The following is an 18,882-nucleotide window of genomic DNA, read 5'->3' on the forward strand; positions in this document are numbered from 1 at the left end:
TGTGTCCGTGGGTGGTCGGCGCGGTCGGGGGCGGCCGGCACGGTCGGGGGTGCGGTCGCGGGGCTCGTCCGACGCGATGTCAGGGGGTGACGCGGCGCAGCCGGACCAGCCGGCTCGCGTGGTCCCCCGTGGGCAGCCGCAGGTCGATTCCGCGGTGGACCAGGACGGCGCCGCTGTGCACGCGGTCCAGGTCCGGGTCCAGGTAGTGGGCGCCGGCGTCGAGGGCGGGCAGTCTGACGGGGGCGGCCGGGTGGCCGAACCGGGCCGAGGGGCGCCACGCGAGAACGGCGTGCTCGCCGCCGTCTTCGGCGGCGTAGTGGACGGCCGTCACTCCGCCCGCCCCCTCGACGCGGTACTGGAGGCCGAACTGCACCAGCGGACGGATCCGCTTGTACTCGGCCACGAGCCCGGCGGCCTCGTCGAGTTCCTCCTCGGACCAGGTCGTGAGGTCTCCGCCGAGGCCGAGCGCGCCGGACATGGCCACGTGGAAGCGGAAGCGCAGCGGAGTGAGCCGTCCGGTGGTGACGTTGGGGCTGTCGGTGACCCACGCGGCCATGACCCGGGCGGGGAAGAGCTGGCTGAAGCCGTCCTGGATCGCGATCCGGTCGACGGGATCGGTGTTGTCGGAGGTCCACACCTGGTCGGTGCGGGCGAGGATGCCGAGGTCGGCGCGCCCGCCGCCGCCCGCGCACGCCTCGATGCGCAGGCCCGGGTGGTCGGCGCGGAGCCGGTCCATGATGCGGTAGACGGCCCGGGTGTGGTCGATCCAGAGCCGGTCCGGATCGTGATGCCCTTCCCAGCCGGTATCGGTGAAGGCGCGGTTGGCATCCCATTTGAGCCAGTCGACCCGGTGGTCGCGGACGACGGAGTCGAGGGTGTGGTGGGCCCAGGCCTCCACGTCGGGCCGGGCGAGGTTCAGCACCAGTTGATTGCGCAGCTCGGTCGTCTCGCGCGTGGGGGAGTGGATGACCCAGTCCGGATGGGCGCGGTACAGCTCGCTGTCGCGGTTGACCATCTCGGGTTCCACCCACAGCCCGAACTCCATGCCGAGGCGGTGGACCTCGTCGGCGAGGGGGCGCAGTCCCTGCGGGAAGGCGTCGCGGCGCGGCACCCAGTCGCCGAGTCCCGCCGCGTCGCCCCGCCGCGCGCCGAACCAGCCGTCGTCCAGCACGAAGAGTTCGGCGCCGGCCCGGGAGGCCAGGTGGGCCAGCCGGACCTGTCCGGCCTGGTCGACGCCGAAACCGGTGGCCTCCCAGGAGTTGTAGACGACCGGCCGCTCCCGGCCGGGCTCGGGCAGCACCTGGTCCCGGACGTGGCCGTGCCAGGCGCGGCTGGCCGCGCCGAAGCCGTGCGGCGTGTAGAGGCCGGCGAACACGGGGGTGCGCAGGCTCTCGCCCGGTCGCAGCGTCCACCGCAGTCCCTCGTGCCCGAATCCGCCGGTCCAGGTGGTGCGGCCGACGGGGTCGCGGTGGAGGGTGATGCGCCAGCTTCCGCTCCAGGCCAGGGCGGTGCTCCACACCTCGCCCCGGTCTTCCGTCGCGGTGCCGTCGTCGAGCGCCAGCCAGGGGTTGGCGTGGTGGCCGGTGAGCCCGCGGCGGCTGGTGAGGACGGTCTCGGCGACGGGGAGCCGGTCGCGGTTCAGCTGGAACTCGCTGTTCCAGCCGCCCGTGAGATGGCTGAGCCGGTAGTCGGCGAGCGCGGGGGCCGTCCAGGAGGCCGAGTCCAGCCGGTCGATGGTGACGGGCCCGGCGTCGTCCTCCGCCGCCGCGGTGTGGGTGAGCTCCACCCAGCGTTCGATGACGTCACTGCCGGGGCGGACGCGGTAACACAGCTCGGCGTGCAGGGGGTAGTGGCGGTCGCGCAGGTGCAGGCGCAGCTCGCCGCCCTCGACGGTGTGCCCCGTGAACCGCCACTGGGCGCCGCTGGTTCCGTCGGCGAACCGGACCTGGAGGCCTGCCGGACCGAACCGCGCCCCGGTCTGCGGAGCGAGCTCGTCCGCGTCGGCGTCGGCTTCGAAGCTGCTGGCGGCGGGTGAGGCGGCGTCCGGCAGTCGGGACAGGGCCGCGGCGTCGAGCGGCGCGCCCCAGTACAGGTGCCGAGGGCTTCCGTCGAGGCCGATGCGCAGGGCGTACAGGCTGTTGGGCGTGCGCAGAAGGGCGACGCCGGGGCCGGGGTCGAAGGTGGCGAGCGGGAGCGCGGCAGACACGAAGGGGTCTCCTGGGGTGCGGAAAGGACCACGGCCGTACGAAGGGTGGTGCGGGCGAGAGCCCCGCTGCGCCGAACGCTCGGGTACAGGCCGTGAGTTGGGCCAGAGGCTAAGGCGGAGACGGGTGGGAAATCAATACTGGACGAAGTTATTTATTTGCTCTACGTTGCACCCGTGTTTCGAAACGACTCCCAACCACTGGTCACCGCACCGGCCGAAACCGCGGTCCTCGCCCTGCTCCTGGCCGAGGGCCCGCTCAGCCGGGTCGAGCTCGCGCGCCGGACGGGGCTGTCCTCGACGGCCATCACCAAGGCCGCGAGACCGCTCATCGATGACGGCTATCTGCACGAACTCGCGCCGGAACGCACCGCTCCGGGGGCCGGCCGGCCTGTCAACCCGCTGGCGGTCACCCCGGACCGGGAGTTCTTCGTCGGCGTGAAGATCAGCGACGACCGGCTGTTCGGCGTGGTGTGCGACCTGCGGGCCCGAGTGCGGGCGACGGCGGGCCGGACCCTCGGTGACTGCCGGCCCGAGGCGGTGAGCGTGCTCCTGACCGAACTCGTCGACGAACTGCTCGACGCCGAGCCCGCGTTCCGCGCCCGGACCCGGCACCTGGGCATCGCGGTCTCGGGAGACGTGGACCGGGCGAGCGGCCGGGTCCGCTTCTCCGGCCGCCTCGGCTGGAGCGACGTCCAGCTCGCCGACATGGTGAGCGCGTCCACCGGTCTGACGGTCACCGTCGAGAACGACGTCAAAGCACTCACCATCGCCGAGCACTGGTGGTTCGGGGAGGGAGTGGGCACCGGCTACTTCGCGCTGGTCACGATCGGCGCGGGCATCGGCTCCGCCATCGTCGTCAACGGACAGCTGGTGGAGGGCGCCTACGGCGTGGCCGGGGAGATGGGACACATCTGCGTCGACCCGGCCGGCCCGAGCTGCCGCTGCGGGTCGGCCGGCTGCGTCGAGGCCATCGCCTCCAGCGGAGCGATCCTCGAAGCCGTCCGCCGGGGCACCGGTCTCGGAGAACTCGCGTTCGAGCAGGCCGTGGAGATGGCCCGCGACGGCAATCCCGTGGCGCGGGAGGCGTTCGCCCGCGCCGGCCGCGCGATCGGGGTCGCCATCGCCACGCTCGTCAATCTCGTAGGCCCCGAACGCGTCGTGGTGAGCGGCGAGGGAACGGACACCTACGACCTGTTCGGACAGCACATCAAGGACGCCTACGCGTCCCACACCTTCGGGGCGGCGGGCCGGTGCCCGCTGTCGCTGCGCCCGCTCCCCTGGGAGGAGTGGGCCCGCGGGGCCGCCGCGGTGGCGGTACAGGCGCTGTTCCCGTAACACCGCGCACAGCTCACCCGACCGGCGCCCTTCCCTGCCGGCAAGCACTGAGGAAGGGCACCGGCCGGGTGGAACACACCCACATCACGCCTGCCTCACGGAAGGATGCGACATGCGCGCACACAGAACCGAGCTTAGCCGAAGGGGTTTCCTCGGCGGATCACTGATGATCGTCGCGGGAAGCGTGGTGACCACCGCCTGCAGTACGAACCCGGGCACGGGCGGCTCGTCCGCGGCCAGGACCACCCTGAACGTCTGGTACCACGCCTACGGCGAGGCCGGCGCGCAGCAGGCCGCGCTGCGCTACGCGACCGCCTTCACCAAGGCCCACCCGGACACCGCCGTCAAGGTCACCTGGGTCCCCGGCGACTACACGGCCAAGATCAACGCGACGCTGCTCACCGACTCGGCCCCGGACGTCTTCGAGATCGGCGACTTCAGCGACAGCCTGGCCCGCCGGGGCCAGATCGCCGCGCTGGACGACATCTACGGCAGCGCCAGGTCCGACTTCAACGACAACGCCATCGCCGGCGTGACCGTCGACGGCAAGCTCCACGGCGTCAAGATGATCGACGACGTCATGATGCTGTACTTCCGCAAGAGCAGGCTGTCCGGGGCCGGAATCACCCCGCCCACCACGTTCGACGAGCTCGTCACGGCGGCGAAGGCCCTCAGCACCAAGACGGGCAAGGGCCTGTTCGTCGGCAACGACGGACTGGGCGACAGCCCCATCCTCGCGGTCCGCTCCAACGGCGGCGACCTGGTGACCGACGGCAAGGTCGCCTTCGGCTCCCCGCAGGCGCTCGAAGCCCTGACCGGCCTGAAGCGCCTGCACGACGACAAGTCCCTGCTCCTCGGCTTCACCACCGACTGGTGGGACCCGTCCGCCCTCACCCAGGACGTCGTGCCCATGCAGTGGTGCGGCCTGTGGGCGATGCCCGCGATCAAGGCCGCGCTCGGCGACGACTTCGGCGTCCTGCCGTGGCCCGCCTTCAAGGCCGGCGGGAGCCCCGTCGTGCGCGTCGGCGGCTGGACCAGCTGCGTCAACGCCAAGGGCAGGAACGTGGACGCCGCCAAGAAGTTCGTCCAGTGGCTGTGGGTCCAGGAGAGCGGACTGCAGAAGGACTGGGCCGAGAGCTACGGTCTCCACGTCCCGCCCCGCAAGTCCGTGGCGGAGGGCGCCGAGAAGCTCTCCGGCGGCGCCGCCCGGGAGGCGGTGGAACTGGCCGCCAAGTACGGCAAGCCCAACCCGGGCACCTGGGACACCGCCGTGAGCGATGCCTTCAGGTCGGCCGCCGCGAAGATCGTCGGCGGGCAGGGGGACCCCGCGCAGGTCCTGGCGGAAGCAGTGGGCCGGGCCCAGGCGGTCGTCGACAAGCAGCGCGGCTGATGGTCGCGGCACCGCACACCAGCACGCCCCGGTCCGGGCCGTCCGGGCAGCCCGGGCCCGCGCCGGCCTCCGTGCCTTCCGACCGGCGCGCGGCCCGCGCCGCGCGGCGGCCCCGCACCGGACGCTCGGCCTGGGCCGCCTTCGCGCTGCTCACCGCGCCGATGCTGATCGGGCTCGGCGTCTTCAAGTACGTGGCCATCGGCTGGAGCTTCCTGCTCAGCCTGAGCGACGCCCGCGGCACCATAGCCCCCGGCCGGTGGGTGGGCCTGGACAACTACCGGACGCTGCTCTCCGACCGGACGTTCCGCGCTTCCCTCGGCCAGATCCTCCTGTTCACCGCGTTCATCGTGCCCGTCACCTTCGCGGCCTCCCTCGGGCTCGCCCTGCTGGTGCACCGGATCCGGCGGGGGCGGGCCGTGGTGCGCACCGCCTTCCTGATCCCGGCCGCCGTGTCCTACGTGGCCGCTTCGCTCCTGTGGAAGATGTGCCTGTTCAACGGGCTGCCCGCCGGCATCGCCAACACCCTCGCCGGATGGTTCGGCATGGACCCGGTCCCCTGGCTGCAGACCACGTCACCACCGCTGTACTGGATCGTCCTGGTCACCCTGCGGCTCTGGCTCCAGGTCGGCTTCTACATGGTGCTCTTCCTCGCCGGCCTCCAGGGCATCCCCAAGGACCTCTACGAGGCCGCCGCGCTCGACGGGGCGACGGGCCTGCGGCTGCTGCGCGGCGTCACGCTGCCGATGCTGCGCAACACCTCCGTCGCCGTCCTGATGCTGCTCTTCATCGCGGCCTTCCAGGCCTTCGACGAGTTCTACAACCTGTTCAACAGCGGGCTCTCCGGAACCGGCGCGGCCCCCGTGCAGACCCCGCTGGTCTACCTGTACAGCACCGCGATGGGCAGCCAGGACTACGGCCTCGGATCGGCCGGAGCGTTCGTGCTCACCGCCCTCATCGTCGGAGTGACCCTGATCCAGGGGCGCTTCACGGGTTTCGGGAGAAAGGAAGGATGAGCCGCACATGAGCACCGTGCCGAGACTCTCCGGAGCCCTGCGCCTCTCGGCGCGGGGACTGCTGGTGGGTCTGCTGACGACGGCCTTCCTGACACCCTTCTACCTGATGCTGCGCGGTGCCCTGATGGACACCCGCGGCGCGAGCTCACCGCACTGGACGTGGTGGCCGTCCACGATGCACTTCGAGAACTTCAGCGCGCTCTTCGCCGACCCGACCCTGTCCATGGGCAGGGCACTGGCGAACTCGGCCCTGATCGCCGTCATCACGGCTCCCGTCTCCACGCTCCTTGCCTCCGCCGCCGGCTACGCCTTCGCGCGGATACCCGTACCGGGACGCGGCATCCTGCTCGCCCTGGTCGTCGCCACCCTGATGATCCCCAGCTCGGTGACCTTCGTACCGACGTTCGTCGTGGTCGGCTCGATGGGCGGGGTGAACACGCTGTGGGGCATCATCGCGCCCGGCCTGTTCAACCCCTTCGCCGTCCTGCTGTTCCGCAACTTCTACCTCCGGTTCCCGGCCGAGGTCGAGGAGGCCGGACGGCTGGACGGGCTGGGCTGGTTCGGCATCTACCGCCGGATCGCCCTGCCGAACTCGGGAGCCATGCTCGCCTCGCTCGGAGCACTGGCGTTCATCGACAGCTGGAACTCCTTCCTGTGGCCCCTGGTCATCGGCCAGGACCCGTCGGCCTGGACGGCGCAGATCGCCCTGTCGACGTTCCTCACCTCACAGACCGTCAACCTGCCCGGCCTGTTCGCCGGAGCCGTCGTGACGATCGCCCCCCTGGTCGTCATGTTCCTGGTGGCCCAGCGCTACATCGTCGAGGGCATCGCCACCAGCGGCCTCAAAGGCTGACCCCGGGGCGACCGCCGCCGCCGACCGCACGCACGTCAAGAGCACGGCACATCCTCCATCCTCAGAAGGGGCCGACATGACAGGCACCCCACTGCTCCGACGCGCGACCGCGGCACTCGCCGTGCTGTCCGCGCTGCTCCTCGGCACGAGCACGGCCGCCGGCGCGGCGGCACCCGTTCCGGGCGGATCCGCCGCCGTGACCGCCACCCCGACCGGCAACCAGGCCACGCCCACGGTCCTGACCGGTCAGCAGCTGGCCGCCTCCTGGACGGGCCCCCTCAGCACCCGGGGCCGTTGGATCGTCGACGCCGGGGGCAACCGCTTCAAACTGAAGGCGGGCAACTGGGCGGGAGCCCAAGGGACGTGGACCGGAAGCGGGGACATCAACGATCCCGCCAGCCACATGCACGGCGAACCGGCCCACAGCATGCCGCTCGGACTGGACCGGGCCCCCATGGCCGCCATCCTCGCCGACTTCCACGGCCTGGGCCTCAACAGCATCCGGCTGCCGTTCTCCAACGCGCTCGTCCACGACACCACGCCCGTCCCGGACACGGCGGTCGCCGCCAACCCGCAGCTGAAGGGCAAGACCCCGCTCCAGGTCCTCGACGCCGTCATCGCGGCCCTCACCGCCGACGGCTTCGCGGTGATCCTCAACAACCACACGACCACCGCCCGCTTCTGCTGCGGCCTGGACGGCAACGAGCGCTGGAACAGCAGCCAGAGCACCCAGCAATGGGTGGACGACTGGCTGTTCATGGTGAACCGCTACAAGGCCGACAAACGAGTGGTGGGCGCGGACCTGCGCAACGAGGTGCGCCGTGACACCTGGGACGACCCGAACTGGGGCCGGTACGACGGCCACGACGCCTACGCCGCCTTCGAAGAGGCCGGAAACCGGATCCTGCAGGCCGACCCCGACATGCTCGTCGTCATGGAGGGCATCAACTGGTACGGCGTCCCCCTCGCCGGACTCCCGCACGGGCGGCCGATGCTGACGCCGGTGGCCAACCTCTCCCACACGCTGATCGAGTCGGGCAAGCTCGTCTACGCCGCCCACTTCTACGCCTACACCGGCCCCGCCAACACCGGCGCGGGCAGCGGCCCCGGCTCCACCAGCGACCCGCGCTACCAGGACTTCACACCGCAGCAGCTCGCCCAGGTGGTCAACCAGGAGGCGCTGTTCGTCACCGAAGCCGGCCAGCACTTCACCGCCCCGGTGTGGATCAGCGAGTTCGGCGCCGGCGGCCGCGGCTCCGACGACGCCAAGGAACGGGCCTGGCTGCACAACTTCACCGACATCCTCACGGCCAACGACACCGACTTCGCGATCTGGCCCCTGGTCGGCTGGACCGACGGAGCCGGCGCCCCGATGGACAACTGGGCACTGCTGTCCTACAGCGCGACCGGCGTCCGCCAGGGCATCGAGGACGGCGGCGACTGGCGCGCCGACGACTGGAACAAGCTGGTCTCCGCGCCCGCCCGCACCGGCCAGGTGCCCCAGGTCAGCCACTGGAACATGCTCGACCTCGACCACGCCGACTACGACGTCTCCGCCACGATGTCGGCACAGCCGGACTGGTCGCCGGGCAACCGCAAGGGCAACTGCCCCGACACCCAGCGGCTGACGGGCCTCGGCCGCAGCGACAGCCGGGGCCTGTGCACCGACGCGGGCGAGCCCCGCAAGGCGGCCGGCGCCTGGACCGTGGTCACCGACGAGCGCTATGTCACCCGGGGCGACTGGGCGGACGGCTACAACAAGCTGCAGTGCCCCGAGAACTCCTTCGCCGTCGGCTACAGCGTGCGCGACAACGCCATGTCCGCGCTGCTGTGCGCTCCCGCCGCGGGCCCGCTGCCCGTCACCGGCCGGACCATCTGGTTCGACCACGGCGACAACCGCCCCGTCACCGGAGGCTCGACCGGCAGCGACTGGGCGCCCGGCTACTACAAGGGCCAGTGCGCCGACACCGAATACGTCGCCGGAGTCGCCTTCACATGGCGGTGGAACCACGGCGGCGTCCCCGACGCGCTGCTGTGCCGCCCGCTGGCCTGACGGGCGCCCCGCTCAACCGCTTTCCCCTTCCCCGCTTTCCCCTTCCCCGCTTCCCGAGGAGCGCACCGCATGCCCCGACTGGAGATCGCCGCAGACGGCTTCCGTCTCGACGACCGGCCGTTCCGCATCGTCTCCGGTGCCCTGCACTACTTCCGCGTTCACCCGGAGCAATGGGCCGACCGGCTCCACAAGGCGCGCCTGCTGGGCCTCAACACGGTCGAGACCTACGTCCCCTGGAACCTCCACGCCCGCCGGCGCGGGGAGTTCCGCCTCGACGGAGGTCTCGACCTGCCCCGCTTCCTCCACCTCGCCGCCGCCGAGGGCCTGCACGTGCTGCTGCGCCCCGGACCGTACATCTGCGCGGAATGGGAGGGCGGCGGCCTGCCCTCCTGGCTCCTCGCCGAGGAAGGCATCGCGCTGCGCAGCCGCGACCCGCGCTTCCTGCGTGCCGTGGACGAGTACCTCGGGGCCCTCATGCCGCCCCTCCTGGCCTCGCTCGGGAGCCGCGGCGGGCCGGTGCTCGCCGTCCAGCTGGAGAACGAGTACGGGGCCTACGGGGACGACCCCGGGTACCTCGCCGACCTGGCCGGGCTGCTCCGCCGGCACGGCGTGGACGTCCCCCTGTTCACCTGCGACCAGCCCTCGGACCTCGCACGCGGCGGTCTCGACGGAGTGCTGCGCACCGCCAACTTCGGCAGCAGGGCCGAGGCCGGCCTGGTCCGGCTGCGCGAGCACCAGCCCGACGGGCCCCTGATGTGCTCGGAGTTCTGGATCGGCTGGTTCGACCGGTGGGGCGGGACCCACGCCGTCCGCGACGCTGACGATGCCGCGGCCGAACTCGACCGGCTGCTCGCGGCCGGTGCCTCCGTGAACATCTACATGTTCCACGGCGGCACGAACTTCGGCTTCACCAACGGGGCCAACGACAAGGGGACGTACCGCCCCACCGTCACCTCGTACGACTACGACGCACTGCTGGACGAGGCGGGCGACCCGACCCCCAAGTACACCGCCTTCCGCGAGGTCATCGCGAAACACGCGCCGGTTCCCGACGAGCCGGTGCCCGCCCCCGCCCCGAAGCTCGGCCACGGGCCGGTCGCACTGACGCAATGCGCGCCCCTGCTGGCCCAGGCGGACCTCCTCGGCAGCGCCGAGGAGGCGGCCCGCCCGCTCACGATGGAGGAGCTCGGCCAGGACTTCGGCTTCGTCCTGTACGAGACCCGGCTGCCGGACGGGGGACCGGCCCTACTGCAGGCCGAAGACGTGCGCGACCGCGCGCAGGTCTTCGTGGACGGACAACCGGTCGGCGTGCTCGAACGGGAGGGCCGCGAGCACGCCCTGGCCTTCGCCGTCCCCCGCCCCGGAGCCCGGCTGACGGTGCTGGTGGAGAACCAGGGCAGGGTCAACTACGGGCCGGCCGTCCACGACCGCAAGGGACTCCTCGGCCGCACCGCCGTGGGCGGCCGGGAGCCGGCACTGTGGTCCAGCCGCGCCCTGCCCCTGGACGATCTCGCCGGCCTGTCCTTCACCGCCTCCGACCCGAAGTCGCCCCCGGTGGGGCCCGCGTTCCACCGCGGCCACTTCGACGTCGCACGGCCCGCCGACACCTTCCTCGCGCTGGAGGGCTGGACCAAGGGCAACGTCTGGATCAACGGCTTCGCGCTGGGCCGGTACTGGTCCCGCGGAGCCCAGGCCACGCTGTACGTCCCGGCCCCGGTGCTCAGGGCCGGCCGCAACGAGATCACCGTTCTCGAACTGCACGCCTCGACCACCGCCACGGTCGAACTGCGCGACCACCCCGACCTGGGCCCGACCGAGGAGTAGCCGAAGAAGACCACCGGCCATGACACGGGTCTCACGATGCAGAAGGAGCTGGTGGGAGTGGAGCCGGCCTTGGGAGGATGGGTGCTCCAACACGCCTACGCGGAAGATGAGTTCATGAACGAGAAAGACCCGAAGGTCGAGGCTGTCGAGAAGTTCTTCGCCGCCTACGCGGCCGGGGACGTCGAAGGCATGAGTGCCGTCCTGGCACCGGACATCCAGTGGACGATCCCCGGACGGCACCCGCTGTCCGGGACCAAGCACGGTGTCGCCGAAGTCCGCAGCTTCTTCGACCAGCTCGGCAAGGCCGGCTTCCAGGCCGACCCGATCTTCTTCGGCAGCAACGACGCGTACGTCGTGGACATCCACCGCGGCTGGACGACCGCGGGCACCGGCAAGGTCGACACGACCTGGGCCCTGGTGTGGCACTTCAACACCGACGGGCAGATCGACCGCGTCGTCAACCTGAGCGCTGACCAGCACCAGATGGACAACTTCGTCTGGGACAATTTCACCCTCGCACCGCTGCCCGACCGCCTCGCCTGACCGCCCCCCGGCGGGGCCCCCGGCTCCGGCCGCCCGGGCGACGGGCGGGCGGGCGGAGCCGGTGCCCCGCGACCTCGGACGCCGGTATCCGGGTCGGGTCAGGGGAGTGGCGGCGCGAGCAGTCCCGCGCCGTCGTAGCGGTGTCGGAGCGCCCGGAGCCGGGCCAGGTTGCCGCCGTAGGCGGCCCGCGTCTCGGTCTCGGTTTCGGGGAGGCCCGGTCTCAGTTCGACGTTGTAGACCCCGACGGTGTGCGCGGCCAGGGTACGCAGCGTGTCGCGGGCCCACGACGTGCAGGCCTCGGTGTCGGCGGCGTCGTCCCAGATCGCGTTCAGCGGGATGCTCCATTCGGCGGTCCTGCCCCAGAACGCGGTGGCGGTGTCGTCGACGTCGGCCAGAGCCCCGCCGGTGTGCTGGAAGTCGATGCGGCAGGCCCGCGTGGGTGCGGCGCGGATCCGCTCCGCCAGGGCGTCGGCGACCGCGGCGTCGAGGGTGGGACCGGTGAAGACCGCTTTGCCGAAGAACGAGCCACGCGGACCGTCACCCGGGCGGGGCAGCCGGATCGGTTCGGGCTCGGCGCCCCCGGCCCCGGGGATGGCGAACTCGGGCAGCCCGGCCAGATACCGCCCGGACCTCTCCGAGCGGTAGAGGGGAGGCGCGCCCGCCCCGGCGACGACGGCGGAGGCCGCCGACCTGGCTCGTCCCACGGCGCTGTCGTGCCGGCTCGCGCAAGCGGTGTAGACGAACAGGACCGGCTCGTGGGGCGAGAGGGAGGTGTAGCCGAGGACCGCGCTCATGGTGGTGTCGCGCGGAAGCTGCGGAGCGATCCGGAAATACGCGGCGAGCGCGTCCGTGCCCACCACTGCCCGGTCGACCCAGACCGGGGCGATCTCGTGGGTCCGGAACTCCGCGGAGGTGACCACCCCGACGCAGGGCGCGCCGCCCCGCACCGCCCACCACAGGTCGGCGTCCTCGCCGGCGCTCCTCTCCGAGAGACGCACGAGGTCACCGGAGGGGAGCACCAGCTCGACCCCCACGAGATGGTCGACGGTGAGCCCCAGGGACCTCGTCAGGTAGCCGACGCCCCCTCGGGTGGCCATCCCCAGGCCCGTGTGGCCGGACACGCCGACCGGCACCGCACGACCCGACGGGCCCAGAACCCCGAGCACGGTGGCCATCGTCGCCCCGCCGTCGACGACCACCCGCTCTCCGTCCGGACGGGCGGCATCGCGATGCTCCGAGAGGTCCAGCATGACGGCCCCGTCGGCGACACAGTTCGAGCTCAGACCGCCCCCGCGCACCGTGACCCGGACTCCCGCCCCGGTGGCGACCCGCATGACGGTCGCCACCTCCTCGGCCGTACGGGGCGCCACGACGCACGCGGGCCGTCGACGGGCGGCCTCGGGGAAGAACACGCGGGCCAGGGAGTCCTCGTACCCCGCGGTTCCGGGCGCGCGCACAGCCGCCCCGAGCGCGGACCGCAGCGGTCCGACGATGCCGTCCGATGGACGGATCGGCGCGCTCATCGCGGCTGCCGCTGTCGGAGACCGCCCGGTGGACGGGCTGAGGGTACGGGCATGTCACAACTGCTCACGGGGGCTCCGATTCCCGGCGGGCGGGTTTCGGGCGCGGAGCCTTCGGTTGTCCCGGATGGACGAGCAACAACCCCAGGAGGCTAGGCCGTCCGGACACCGCGCACAAGATCCCGCGACCGGGACTCACCGCACCTGCCTAGGCGGCGCGCAGCGCGGCGAGGAGCCTGGTGCGCAGGAGCTGTACGGCTGGGGAGTGCTGACCCCGGCGGGTGATGAGGCCGAGCCGGGCGTGCGTGGCGGCGTCGGTGAGCGGGACGGTCCGCAGGCCCGTGCCCTGTGCGGAGGACGCGCTGAGGACGGCGGCGCCCGCGCCGCGCTCGGCGAGGCGCAGCAGGGCGACCGGGGAGCTGGCGTCGATGTCCACGCGCGGGTCGAGGCCGATCCTGTGGCAGGAGTCCTCGTAGGCCGCGCGGATGCCGGTGCCGGGGGAGAGGCAGAGGATCTTCTCACCCCGGAGGTCTGCGAGGCGCAGTTCCGTGCGGTCGAGGGGGTGCCCGGCCGGGACGGCCGCGGTGATCGGCTCGTCGATGACGACGCTCACGTCCAGGCCCGGGGTGACATCGCCCGCGTAGCCGATCAGGGCCAGGTCGAGGGAGCCGGAGAGGACCTGGGTCTGGAGGTCGTCGGAGTAGCCCTCGTGAAGGCTGAGCTCGATGCCGGGGTGGGTGCGGCCGAGTTCGGCGACGGTGTCGAGGAAGGCCGGGATCGAGCAGCCCATGATCATGCCGAGACGGGCCCGGCCGCGAACGGCATCGGCGAATTCGGCGGCGGTGTGCTGGATGGCCTCCAGGGTGGCGAGGGCGTTCTTCGCGAGGGGGAGAACGGCCTCACCAACCGGGGTGAGGCGGATTCGACGGCCGGAGCGGTCGAGCAGCGGTTGGCCCAGCTCCGACTCCAGCTTGGCCACTTGGGTGCTGATGCCGGACTGGCTGACGTGCAGGCGATGGGCGGCGGCCGTGAAGGTGCCCTCGTCCACGATCGCGGCGAAGTAGCGCAGCTGATGTACTTCCATATGCGGTGATGATAGGTGCCATCGGATCCATCTGTTGGACGGATGGGTGAGGCGGGCCGGAGGATGGAGGCATGACGACGACGAAGACTGCGCGAGAGCTTGCCGAGACCTACTTCACCGCCTGGGAGGCGGGCGACTTCGAGGCATTGCGGGGGTTGCTGGCCGAAGACGTCGACTTCGTGGGAGCGCTGGGAACGGCGTCGGGGGTGGAGGAGGCGCTCGCCGGGCTGAAGGGGCTCGGACAGGTGCTGGAGAAGATCGACGTGAAGACGCGGGTCGCGGAAGGCGATGAAGTGATCACCTGGTTCGACCTGCACACGAGCGTTGCGCCGCCCGCACCGACCGCGAACTGGATGCACGTCGAGGACGGGAAGGTCACCCGTATCCGCGTGACCTTCGACCCGCGCGCACTGCTGGCGGGATTCGAGGAGCGCAACTGAGCGGGGAGGCCCACTGCTACGCCGGTTCCTCCCCACTGCGAACCGTGTCCGCGGGCATGGTGTGGGGAACGGTGGCGGCCGCATCGCCGCGTACGGCGTCGACCACCTCCTGGTGCAGGAGGCGGCTGTCCTCCTCGGACGAGCAGTGCACCGGACTGCCGGTGACCGTGAACCAGTCCGAACCGCCGCTGTACTGCACCGCCACATTGGCCTCCCGCCCCGACCAGGTGGTGTGCACGGTCAGGTCCCCACTGAGAACCCCCGCCTCCTCGGTGAGCACCCCGCCCCGTCCGGCGAAGACCCCTGTCGTCGTCCACGAAGCCCAGGTCATTGCGCATCGCCCCTCACCGCGGAGTGTCCTTGCCCCTTCCACGCTACGGCCGGGCCGGCGTTCTCGCGTGGTCGCCCCGCGGCAGCCCGCCGCATGCGCGGACCCGGCGCGGACGTCATCGAGCGCGTCGAGGACGACGCGGGTCAGGTCCACCGGCCGCCGGTCCAGCGGGCGGCCGGCGTCGAGGCGGGCGAGCAGCAGCAGGTCGTCCACCAGTCCGCTCATCCGGGCGGACTCCGCGGCCACGCGTCCGAGGGCCTGGCGGACCTCGTCGGGAACGGGGCCGGGATGGCGCAGCGCCGGCTCGGCACGGGCCCGGATCGTCGCCACGGGTGTGCGCAGCTCGTGGCCGGCATCGGCGCCGAAGGCGCGCAGCCGCTCCTCGCTGACATGGCGGCGGGTCAGGGCGTCGCCGACGTGGCCGAGCATGCGGTCGAGCGCGGTGGCGACCCGGCCGACCTCGGTGTCCGGATCCGTGTACGGGACCGGATCGGGTCTCCTTCGACAGCACGCGGCGCGGGTTGCGCATCAGGAACCGCAGCAGTTCGAACTCGGTCCGGGACAGTTCGACGATCTGTCCGCCCCGCGCCACTTCGCGTGCCTCTTCGTCCATGACGAGGTCCCCCGCCACCAGGCACGGGCTCTGACCGCCGCGGACCATCCCCGCCCGCCGCATCAGCCCCCGCAGCCGCGCCTGCACCTCCTCAAGGCTGAACGGCTTGGTGACGTAGTCGTCGCCGCCCGCCGTGATGCCCGCGATGCGGTCCTCCACCGCGTCCCGCGCCGTCAGGAACAGGAAGCACACACCGGGGCAGAGCCCGCGCAGCGCCCGCAGGACGGAGAGCCCGTCCAGATCGGGGAGCATCCAGTCGAGGACGACGAGGTCGGGACGGAACCGCGCCGCGCACGCGAGGGCTCCGGCGGCGTCCGCCGCGGTGCGGACGTCCCAGCCCTCCGAACGCAGGGCCGCGCCGAGCACGTCGGTGAGGTCCGGTTCGTCGTTCTCAGAAAAAGTTCCGCACCGGTGTGGATCCGGCCCCGCCGGCCGCCCGCGCACCGCGTGCGGGACCGCTTCCCGAGAGACAGGAGACGCCGTGGCCGCGTATCCCGCCACCGACACGACCCGTAGGCCCGGGTAGCGGGCTGTGGTGGACCGCGAACCCGTACTCGCTGTCCGCCCCGGCCGACCCGAGATGTCTGCGGATCACGGTGAAGGCCCTCGGCGCCCACAGCGCCGCCCTGGCCCGGCTCACCCCGGGCACCCGCGTGTGGGCCGAAGGCCCCTACGGCGCGCTCACCGCACGGAACACCGGAGCCGGACGCGGGGCCCGGGCGTACTACTCGGTGGGGGACGAGCCGGCCGGGCACGAGCTGGCGCTCACCGCCCCCTGCCTCACCGCCCTCGTTCCCGACCTCGGCCACCGGGACGTCTACCCGTGCGGTCCGCCCGGCATGACCGAAGCCGCCGGCGCCGCCCTGAGGGGAGCCGGGGTCGCACCCCACCGGATCCACCAGGAGTCCTCCGCCCTGTGACCCGCCCCCACACCGCTTCCCGATGGCCCCCACCCGTCTCCCGAGGAGCCCCGTTGCGTCGTACAGCCGTCACCACCGCAGCGACCGTGACAGGCATCGTCTCGCTGCTCGCGCTCAAGCCCCACCAGGCCGCCCGCCCCGCCCTCTCCGCGCAGTCGCCGGCCGCGCCGGACCCGACGACCGGGGCGGCGGCAGGTACGACGGGATCGAGCCGCTCCGGCACCTTCACCGGCGACGTGATCGACACGCGGCCGTGGCCACCTCGGGCGGTGACGAGCGCGGAGCGCACGTCCTCGACCCCCGGACCGGCCGCGCCGCCCACCGGCTCCTGGCCGCCACGGTCACCGGCCCCGACCTGACCTGGGCCGACAGCTGGGCCACCGCGGCCGTCGTTCTCGGCCCCGACGCCCATACGTGGATCGCGTCGCGGCCGGGGTACGAGCTCCTCACGGTCGACCTGGACGGGCAGGCCCGCCGAAGCGGCGGCTTCCCGCTCACGGGATCGGGGGAGGGCACGGGCGACGCGATCTCGCACCCCGAGCGGAGATGTGACGCTCGGCGAGGAGGAATGCCGGCGGCTGCTTTCGACGCACGGCACGGGCCGCGTCGCGATCTCCACCGCGGAAGGCCCCGCGATCTTCCCGGTCAGCTATGTCGCCGCCGCCGACGGGGCACTGCTCGCGCCGGGAACCCGGACGCAGCGGAGGCGAGGCGCCTTCGACGCGGAGCACACTGAGAGCATGGAGGAGAAGGACCACCGGGAGCCCGGCACTGATACACGTGGCCGGAGCGGACGGCCACCGGTGGGTACGGAGAGTGTCGTCACGACCGGGAAGGGAGTGCTCGTGGCCCACGGCGGCAGGCACGGCACGACGGCCGGCATCGCCCCACGGATCAGCCGGAGCCGGGCCCATCACATCGGCATCGGCATCGGCACCGGACCCGGCACCGCGCACTGAGCGGATCGGCACCCTCGCAGCGAGGAGGTGCGGCATGTTCCACCGAAGCTCGTCCGGACCAGGACGCAGGGGTTCGCAGGACGGCCCCACGAGTCGACAGCACTGGCATCGTGCGCCGTCCAACCCGCTCCGGCGGGCGACGGACCGTACCCGCAGCCGCTGGCTCCTCGTCTTCGCGCTGTCGTGCCTTCTCGCCGCGGCCTGTGGGGTCCAGGTGGGACTCACCTCCATGGACAACGGGCTCCGCGCGGCCGCGGAGCTGGCACGGCAGCGACATCCGGTGAAAGCGACCACCGTCGGCGAGGTCACGCGGCACACCCCGGCCGGGGTCAACGGCGCCGCCACAGTGGCCCGCGTGCAGTGGCGGTATCCCCCCGCCTCCCAGCACACGGCCACGCTGCCCGTCCCGGCGGGGACGCCCGTGGGGCACACCGTCCCGCTGTGGGTCGACGACACCGGCGAGATCGCCTCCGTTCCCCGGGCGGCGACCGAACTGGCGTCGGACGCCGTCGCGGCCGGAGCGGGCAGTGCGGGACTGATCACGCTCGCCGCCGCGGGAGTCGTCTCCCTGCGGCTGCGCAGCGTGGAAGCGCGCAACCTGACCGAGTGGGAGCGCGACTGGGAACGTGTCGAACCGGGCTGGTCCGGCCGCCTCCGTCCGGGCCGCGATGCCGGTGACGACTGAGGCCCCGCCGCACCCGCACGCCGCCGAACCGGGCCCACCGCTGACCCTGGGGGGGGGGGGGAACCCTGGTCGGTCGTGGGCGACGCGGGGATCGTAGGCCCCCCCCCGGCCGGGTGAGGCCCGGTGCCGGCGTGGTGGCTGTCCCTACCGGCTCGGCGAGGAGGAATCATGGAAGGGCCCCGAGACCCGGACGTCAGCTCGGTCATCGTGGGTGTCGACGGGTCCGATTCCGCCCGCGCGGCCGTGCTGTGGGCCGCCGCGGAGGCCGTACGCCGCGACCGTCCGCTGCACGTCGTCCACGGGGCCGACACCGACGGAAAGGCGCTACGCCTGTCGGCCTACACCATCGAACGGGTCGACGAGGCCGGCGGCGCACTCCTCCGGGAGACGGCCGAGGCGGTCGCGGCCGAACACCCGGGTCTGCGCGTCACCACGGAATTCAGCCGAAGCGATCCGGTGACGAGCCTCCACCGGGCCGCCGGACTCCACGGCACCATCGTGGTGGGCAACCGGGGCCGGGGCGGCTTCGGCCCTCTCACGCTCGGCTCGGTGGCCCTCAAGACCGCAGCGGGTGCCAGGACCCCGCTGGTCGTGGTCAGGGGAGCCGGGAGCGGAACCGAGGCAGGAGTCGTCGCCGTGGCCGTCCGGGACGAGCACGACCTCCCGTGCGCCCGGTACGCCGCGCGTGAGGCGGAGTTGCGCGAGGCGTCGCTGCGGCTGCTGCACGTGTGGAAGATGCTGCAGTCCGTCAGGAACGTCGTGACCATGGTCGACAACATCGAGGACCTCGCGGGCGGGCACGTCGAGAAGCTGAAGGCCGTCAGGGAGCGGATCCGGGACGAATACCCCGACCTCACCGTCGAGGCGGACGCGGACAAGGCGATGTCGGTGGCCGATGTCCTGGTCGAGGCGTCGAATCACGCAGACCTGCTGGTCATGAGCGGTCGTCGCGCGCCCGGACACATGGGCCCCAGCCTTGGGCGGGTCACCCACGCCGTGGCGCGCCATGCCCACTGCCCCGTGCTTCTGGTTCCCCGTCACGGCCGGGAGATGTGGAGCGAGTCATGAGCGCGGTCGGCATCGACCCGGCCGGGGGCCGGCGTCCGGCCGACA

General features: G+C 72.4%; 15 protein-coding genes and 4 pseudogenes. 13 read left to right on the forward strand and 6 right to left on the reverse strand.

Annotated elements, in window-relative coordinates:
• Positions 1 to 79: 79 nt before the first annotated feature.
• Positions 80 to 2,206 (reverse strand): alpha-galactosidase, encoded by a 2,127-nt coding sequence (locus OG295_RS35715; RefSeq protein WP_371680813.1) that lies wholly within the window; start codon positions 2,204 to 2,206, stop codon positions 80 to 82.
• A 174-nt stretch (positions 2,207 to 2,380) separates the two neighbouring features.
• Between OG295_RS35715 and OG295_RS35720 the strand changes: the two genes are divergently transcribed.
• The 7 genes from OG295_RS35720 to OG295_RS35750 all read left to right on the forward strand — a co-directional run bounded on the left by OG295_RS35720 (position 2,381) and on the right by OG295_RS35750 (position 11,217).
• A complete protein-coding gene (locus tag OG295_RS35720) occupies positions 2,381 to 3,541 on the forward strand; it encodes an ROK family protein (RefSeq protein ID WP_371680814.1) in 1,161 nt (386 codons plus the stop codon).
• Positions 3,542 to 3,653: 112 nt separating this feature from the next.
• Positions 3,654 to 4,931 (forward strand): ABC transporter substrate-binding protein, encoded by a 1,278-nt coding sequence (locus OG295_RS35725; protein ID WP_371680815.1) that lies wholly within the window; start codon positions 3,654 to 3,656, stop codon positions 4,929 to 4,931.
• Positions 4,931 to 5,944, forward strand: a complete 1,014-nt coding sequence (locus tag OG295_RS35730; RefSeq protein WP_371680816.1) for a carbohydrate ABC transporter permease — start codon at positions 4,931 to 4,933, stop codon at positions 5,942 to 5,944. The genes OG295_RS35725 and OG295_RS35730 overlap by 1 nt, the downstream gene beginning before the upstream one ends.
• 7 nt (positions 5,945 to 5,951) lie before the next feature.
• Positions 5,952 to 6,797: a carbohydrate ABC transporter permease gene (locus OG295_RS35735; RefSeq protein WP_371680817.1), complete on the forward strand. Its 846-nt coding sequence runs from the start codon at positions 5,952 to 5,954 to the stop codon at positions 6,795 to 6,797.
• Positions 6,798 to 6,873: 76 nt separating this feature from the next.
• Positions 6,874 to 8,850 (forward strand): glycoside hydrolase family 5 protein, encoded by a 1,977-nt coding sequence (locus OG295_RS35740; protein WP_371680819.1) that lies wholly within the window; start codon positions 6,874 to 6,876, stop codon positions 8,848 to 8,850.
• 69 nt (positions 8,851 to 8,919) lie between these two features.
• Positions 8,920 to 10,674, forward strand: a complete 1,755-nt coding sequence (locus OG295_RS35745; RefSeq protein ID WP_371680820.1) for a beta-galactosidase — start codon at positions 8,920 to 8,922, stop codon at positions 10,672 to 10,674.
• 114 nt (positions 10,675 to 10,788) lie between these two features.
• Positions 10,789 to 11,217, forward strand: a complete 429-nt coding sequence (locus OG295_RS35750) for a nuclear transport factor 2 family protein (RefSeq protein WP_371680821.1) — start codon at positions 10,789 to 10,791, stop codon at positions 11,215 to 11,217.
• Positions 11,218 to 11,315: 98 nt separating this feature from the next.
• Here the strand turns inward: OG295_RS35750 and OG295_RS35755 are convergent, their stop codons facing one another.
• Together OG295_RS35755 and OG295_RS35760 are read right to left on the reverse strand one after the other, a co-directional pair.
• Complete coding sequence (locus OG295_RS35755; protein ID WP_371680822.1) at positions 11,316 to 12,740, reverse strand: FAD-binding oxidoreductase; 1,425 nt, start codon at positions 12,738 to 12,740, stop codon at positions 11,316 to 11,318.
• A gap of 205 nt (positions 12,741 to 12,945) precedes the next feature.
• Positions 12,946 to 13,821: a LysR family transcriptional regulator gene (locus OG295_RS35760; RefSeq protein ID WP_371680823.1), complete on the reverse strand. Its 876-nt coding sequence runs from the start codon at positions 13,819 to 13,821 to the stop codon at positions 12,946 to 12,948.
• Positions 13,822 to 13,892: 71 nt separating this feature from the next.
• Between OG295_RS35760 and OG295_RS35765 the strand changes: the two genes are divergently transcribed.
• A complete protein-coding gene (locus OG295_RS35765; RefSeq protein WP_371680824.1) occupies positions 13,893 to 14,261 on the forward strand; it encodes a nuclear transport factor 2 family protein in 369 nt (122 codons plus the stop codon).
• Positions 14,262 to 14,277: 16 nt separating this feature from the next.
• Here the strand turns inward: OG295_RS35765 and OG295_RS35770 are convergent, their stop codons facing one another.
• The 3 genes and pseudogenes from OG295_RS35770 to OG295_RS35780 form a co-directional block, all read right to left on the reverse strand.
• The gene (locus tag OG295_RS35770) at positions 14,278 to 14,592 is read right to left on the reverse strand and encodes a hypothetical protein (RefSeq protein ID WP_371680825.1); all 315 of its coding nucleotides are present in this window, start codon (positions 14,590 to 14,592) and stop codon (positions 14,278 to 14,280) included.
• A 93-nt stretch (positions 14,593 to 14,685) separates the two neighbouring features.
• Positions 14,686 to 15,087 (reverse strand): annotated as a pseudogene (locus OG295_RS35775) (histidine kinase dimerization/phospho-acceptor domain-containing protein); the annotation flags it as partial.
• A gap of 4 nt (positions 15,088 to 15,091) precedes the next feature.
• Positions 15,092 to 15,649, reverse strand: a pseudogene (locus OG295_RS35780) (response regulator transcription factor); the annotation flags it as partial.
• 83 nt (positions 15,650 to 15,732) lie between these two features.
• On the opposite strand from OG295_RS35780, the pseudogene OG295_RS35785 reads away from it, so the two are divergent.
• From OG295_RS35785 to OG295_RS35805, 5 genes and pseudogenes are all read left to right on the forward strand, one after another.
• Positions 15,733 to 16,125, forward strand: a pseudogene (locus OG295_RS35785) (ferric reductase); the annotation flags it as partial.
• Between the two features lie 22 nt (positions 16,126 to 16,147).
• A pseudogene (locus tag OG295_RS35790) lies at positions 16,148 to 16,504 on the forward strand (FAD:protein FMN transferase); the annotation flags it as partial.
• A gap of 169 nt (positions 16,505 to 16,673) precedes the next feature.
• Entirely contained in the window at positions 16,674 to 17,084 is a 411-nt protein-coding gene (locus tag OG295_RS35795) for a pyridoxamine 5'-phosphate oxidase family protein (RefSeq protein ID WP_371680826.1), read from the forward strand.
• A 229-nt stretch (positions 17,085 to 17,313) separates the two neighbouring features.
• Positions 17,314 to 17,769: a hypothetical protein gene (locus OG295_RS35800; protein ID WP_371680827.1), complete on the forward strand. Its 456-nt coding sequence runs from the start codon at positions 17,314 to 17,316 to the stop codon at positions 17,767 to 17,769.
• A 168-nt stretch (positions 17,770 to 17,937) separates the two neighbouring features.
• Positions 17,938 to 18,837, forward strand: coding sequence for a universal stress protein (locus tag OG295_RS35805; RefSeq protein WP_371680829.1), 900 nt, complete (start codon positions 17,938 to 17,940; stop codon positions 18,835 to 18,837).
• The last annotated feature ends 45 nt before the right edge of the window (positions 18,838 to 18,882 follow it).

Origin of the sequence: Streptomyces sp. NBC_01276, from assembly GCF_041435355.1 — a bacterium.
Taxonomy (GTDB): domain Bacteria; phylum Actinomycetota; class Actinomycetes; order Streptomycetales; family Streptomycetaceae; genus Streptomyces.

What these genes read in the sequence shown, in the direction of transcription:
- OG295_RS35725 (WP_371680815.1), top strand. Translation starts at nt 3,654, where the DNA reads ATGCGCGCACACAGAACCGAGCTTAGCCGAAGGGGTTTCCTCGGCGGA.
- OG295_RS35730 (WP_371680816.1), top strand. Translation starts at nt 4,931, where the DNA reads ATGGTCGCGGCACCGCACACCAGCACGCCCCGGTCCGGGCCGTCCGGG.
- OG295_RS35735 (WP_371680817.1), top strand. Translation starts at nt 5,952, where the DNA reads ATGAGCACCGTGCCGAGACTCTCCGGAGCCCTGCGCCTCTCGGCGCGG.
- OG295_RS35740 (WP_371680819.1), top strand. Translation starts at nt 6,874, where the DNA reads ATGACAGGCACCCCACTGCTCCGACGCGCGACCGCGGCACTCGCCGTG.
- OG295_RS35745 (WP_371680820.1), top strand. Translation starts at nt 8,920, where the DNA reads ATGCCCCGACTGGAGATCGCCGCAGACGGCTTCCGTCTCGACGACCGG.
- OG295_RS35750 (WP_371680821.1), top strand. Translation starts at nt 10,789, where the DNA reads ATGAACGAGAAAGACCCGAAGGTCGAGGCTGTCGAGAAGTTCTTCGCC.
- OG295_RS35755 (WP_371680822.1), bottom strand. Translation starts at nt 12,740, where the DNA reads ATGAGCGCGCCGATCCGTCCATCGGACGGCATCGTCGGACCGCTGCGG.
- OG295_RS35760 (WP_371680823.1), bottom strand. Translation starts at nt 13,821, where the DNA reads ATGGAAGTACATCAGCTGCGCTACTTCGCCGCGATCGTGGACGAGGGC.
- OG295_RS35765 (WP_371680824.1), top strand. Translation starts at nt 13,893, where the DNA reads ATGACGACGACGAAGACTGCGCGAGAGCTTGCCGAGACCTACTTCACC.
- OG295_RS35770 (WP_371680825.1), bottom strand. Translation starts at nt 14,592, where the DNA reads ATGACCTGGGCTTCGTGGACGACGACAGGGGTCTTCGCCGGACGGGGC.
- OG295_RS35800 (WP_371680827.1), top strand. Translation starts at nt 17,314, where the DNA reads ATGGACAACGGGCTCCGCGCGGCCGCGGAGCTGGCACGGCAGCGACAT.
- OG295_RS35805 (WP_371680829.1), top strand. Translation starts at nt 17,938, where the DNA reads ATGGAAGGGCCCCGAGACCCGGACGTCAGCTCGGTCATCGTGGGTGTC.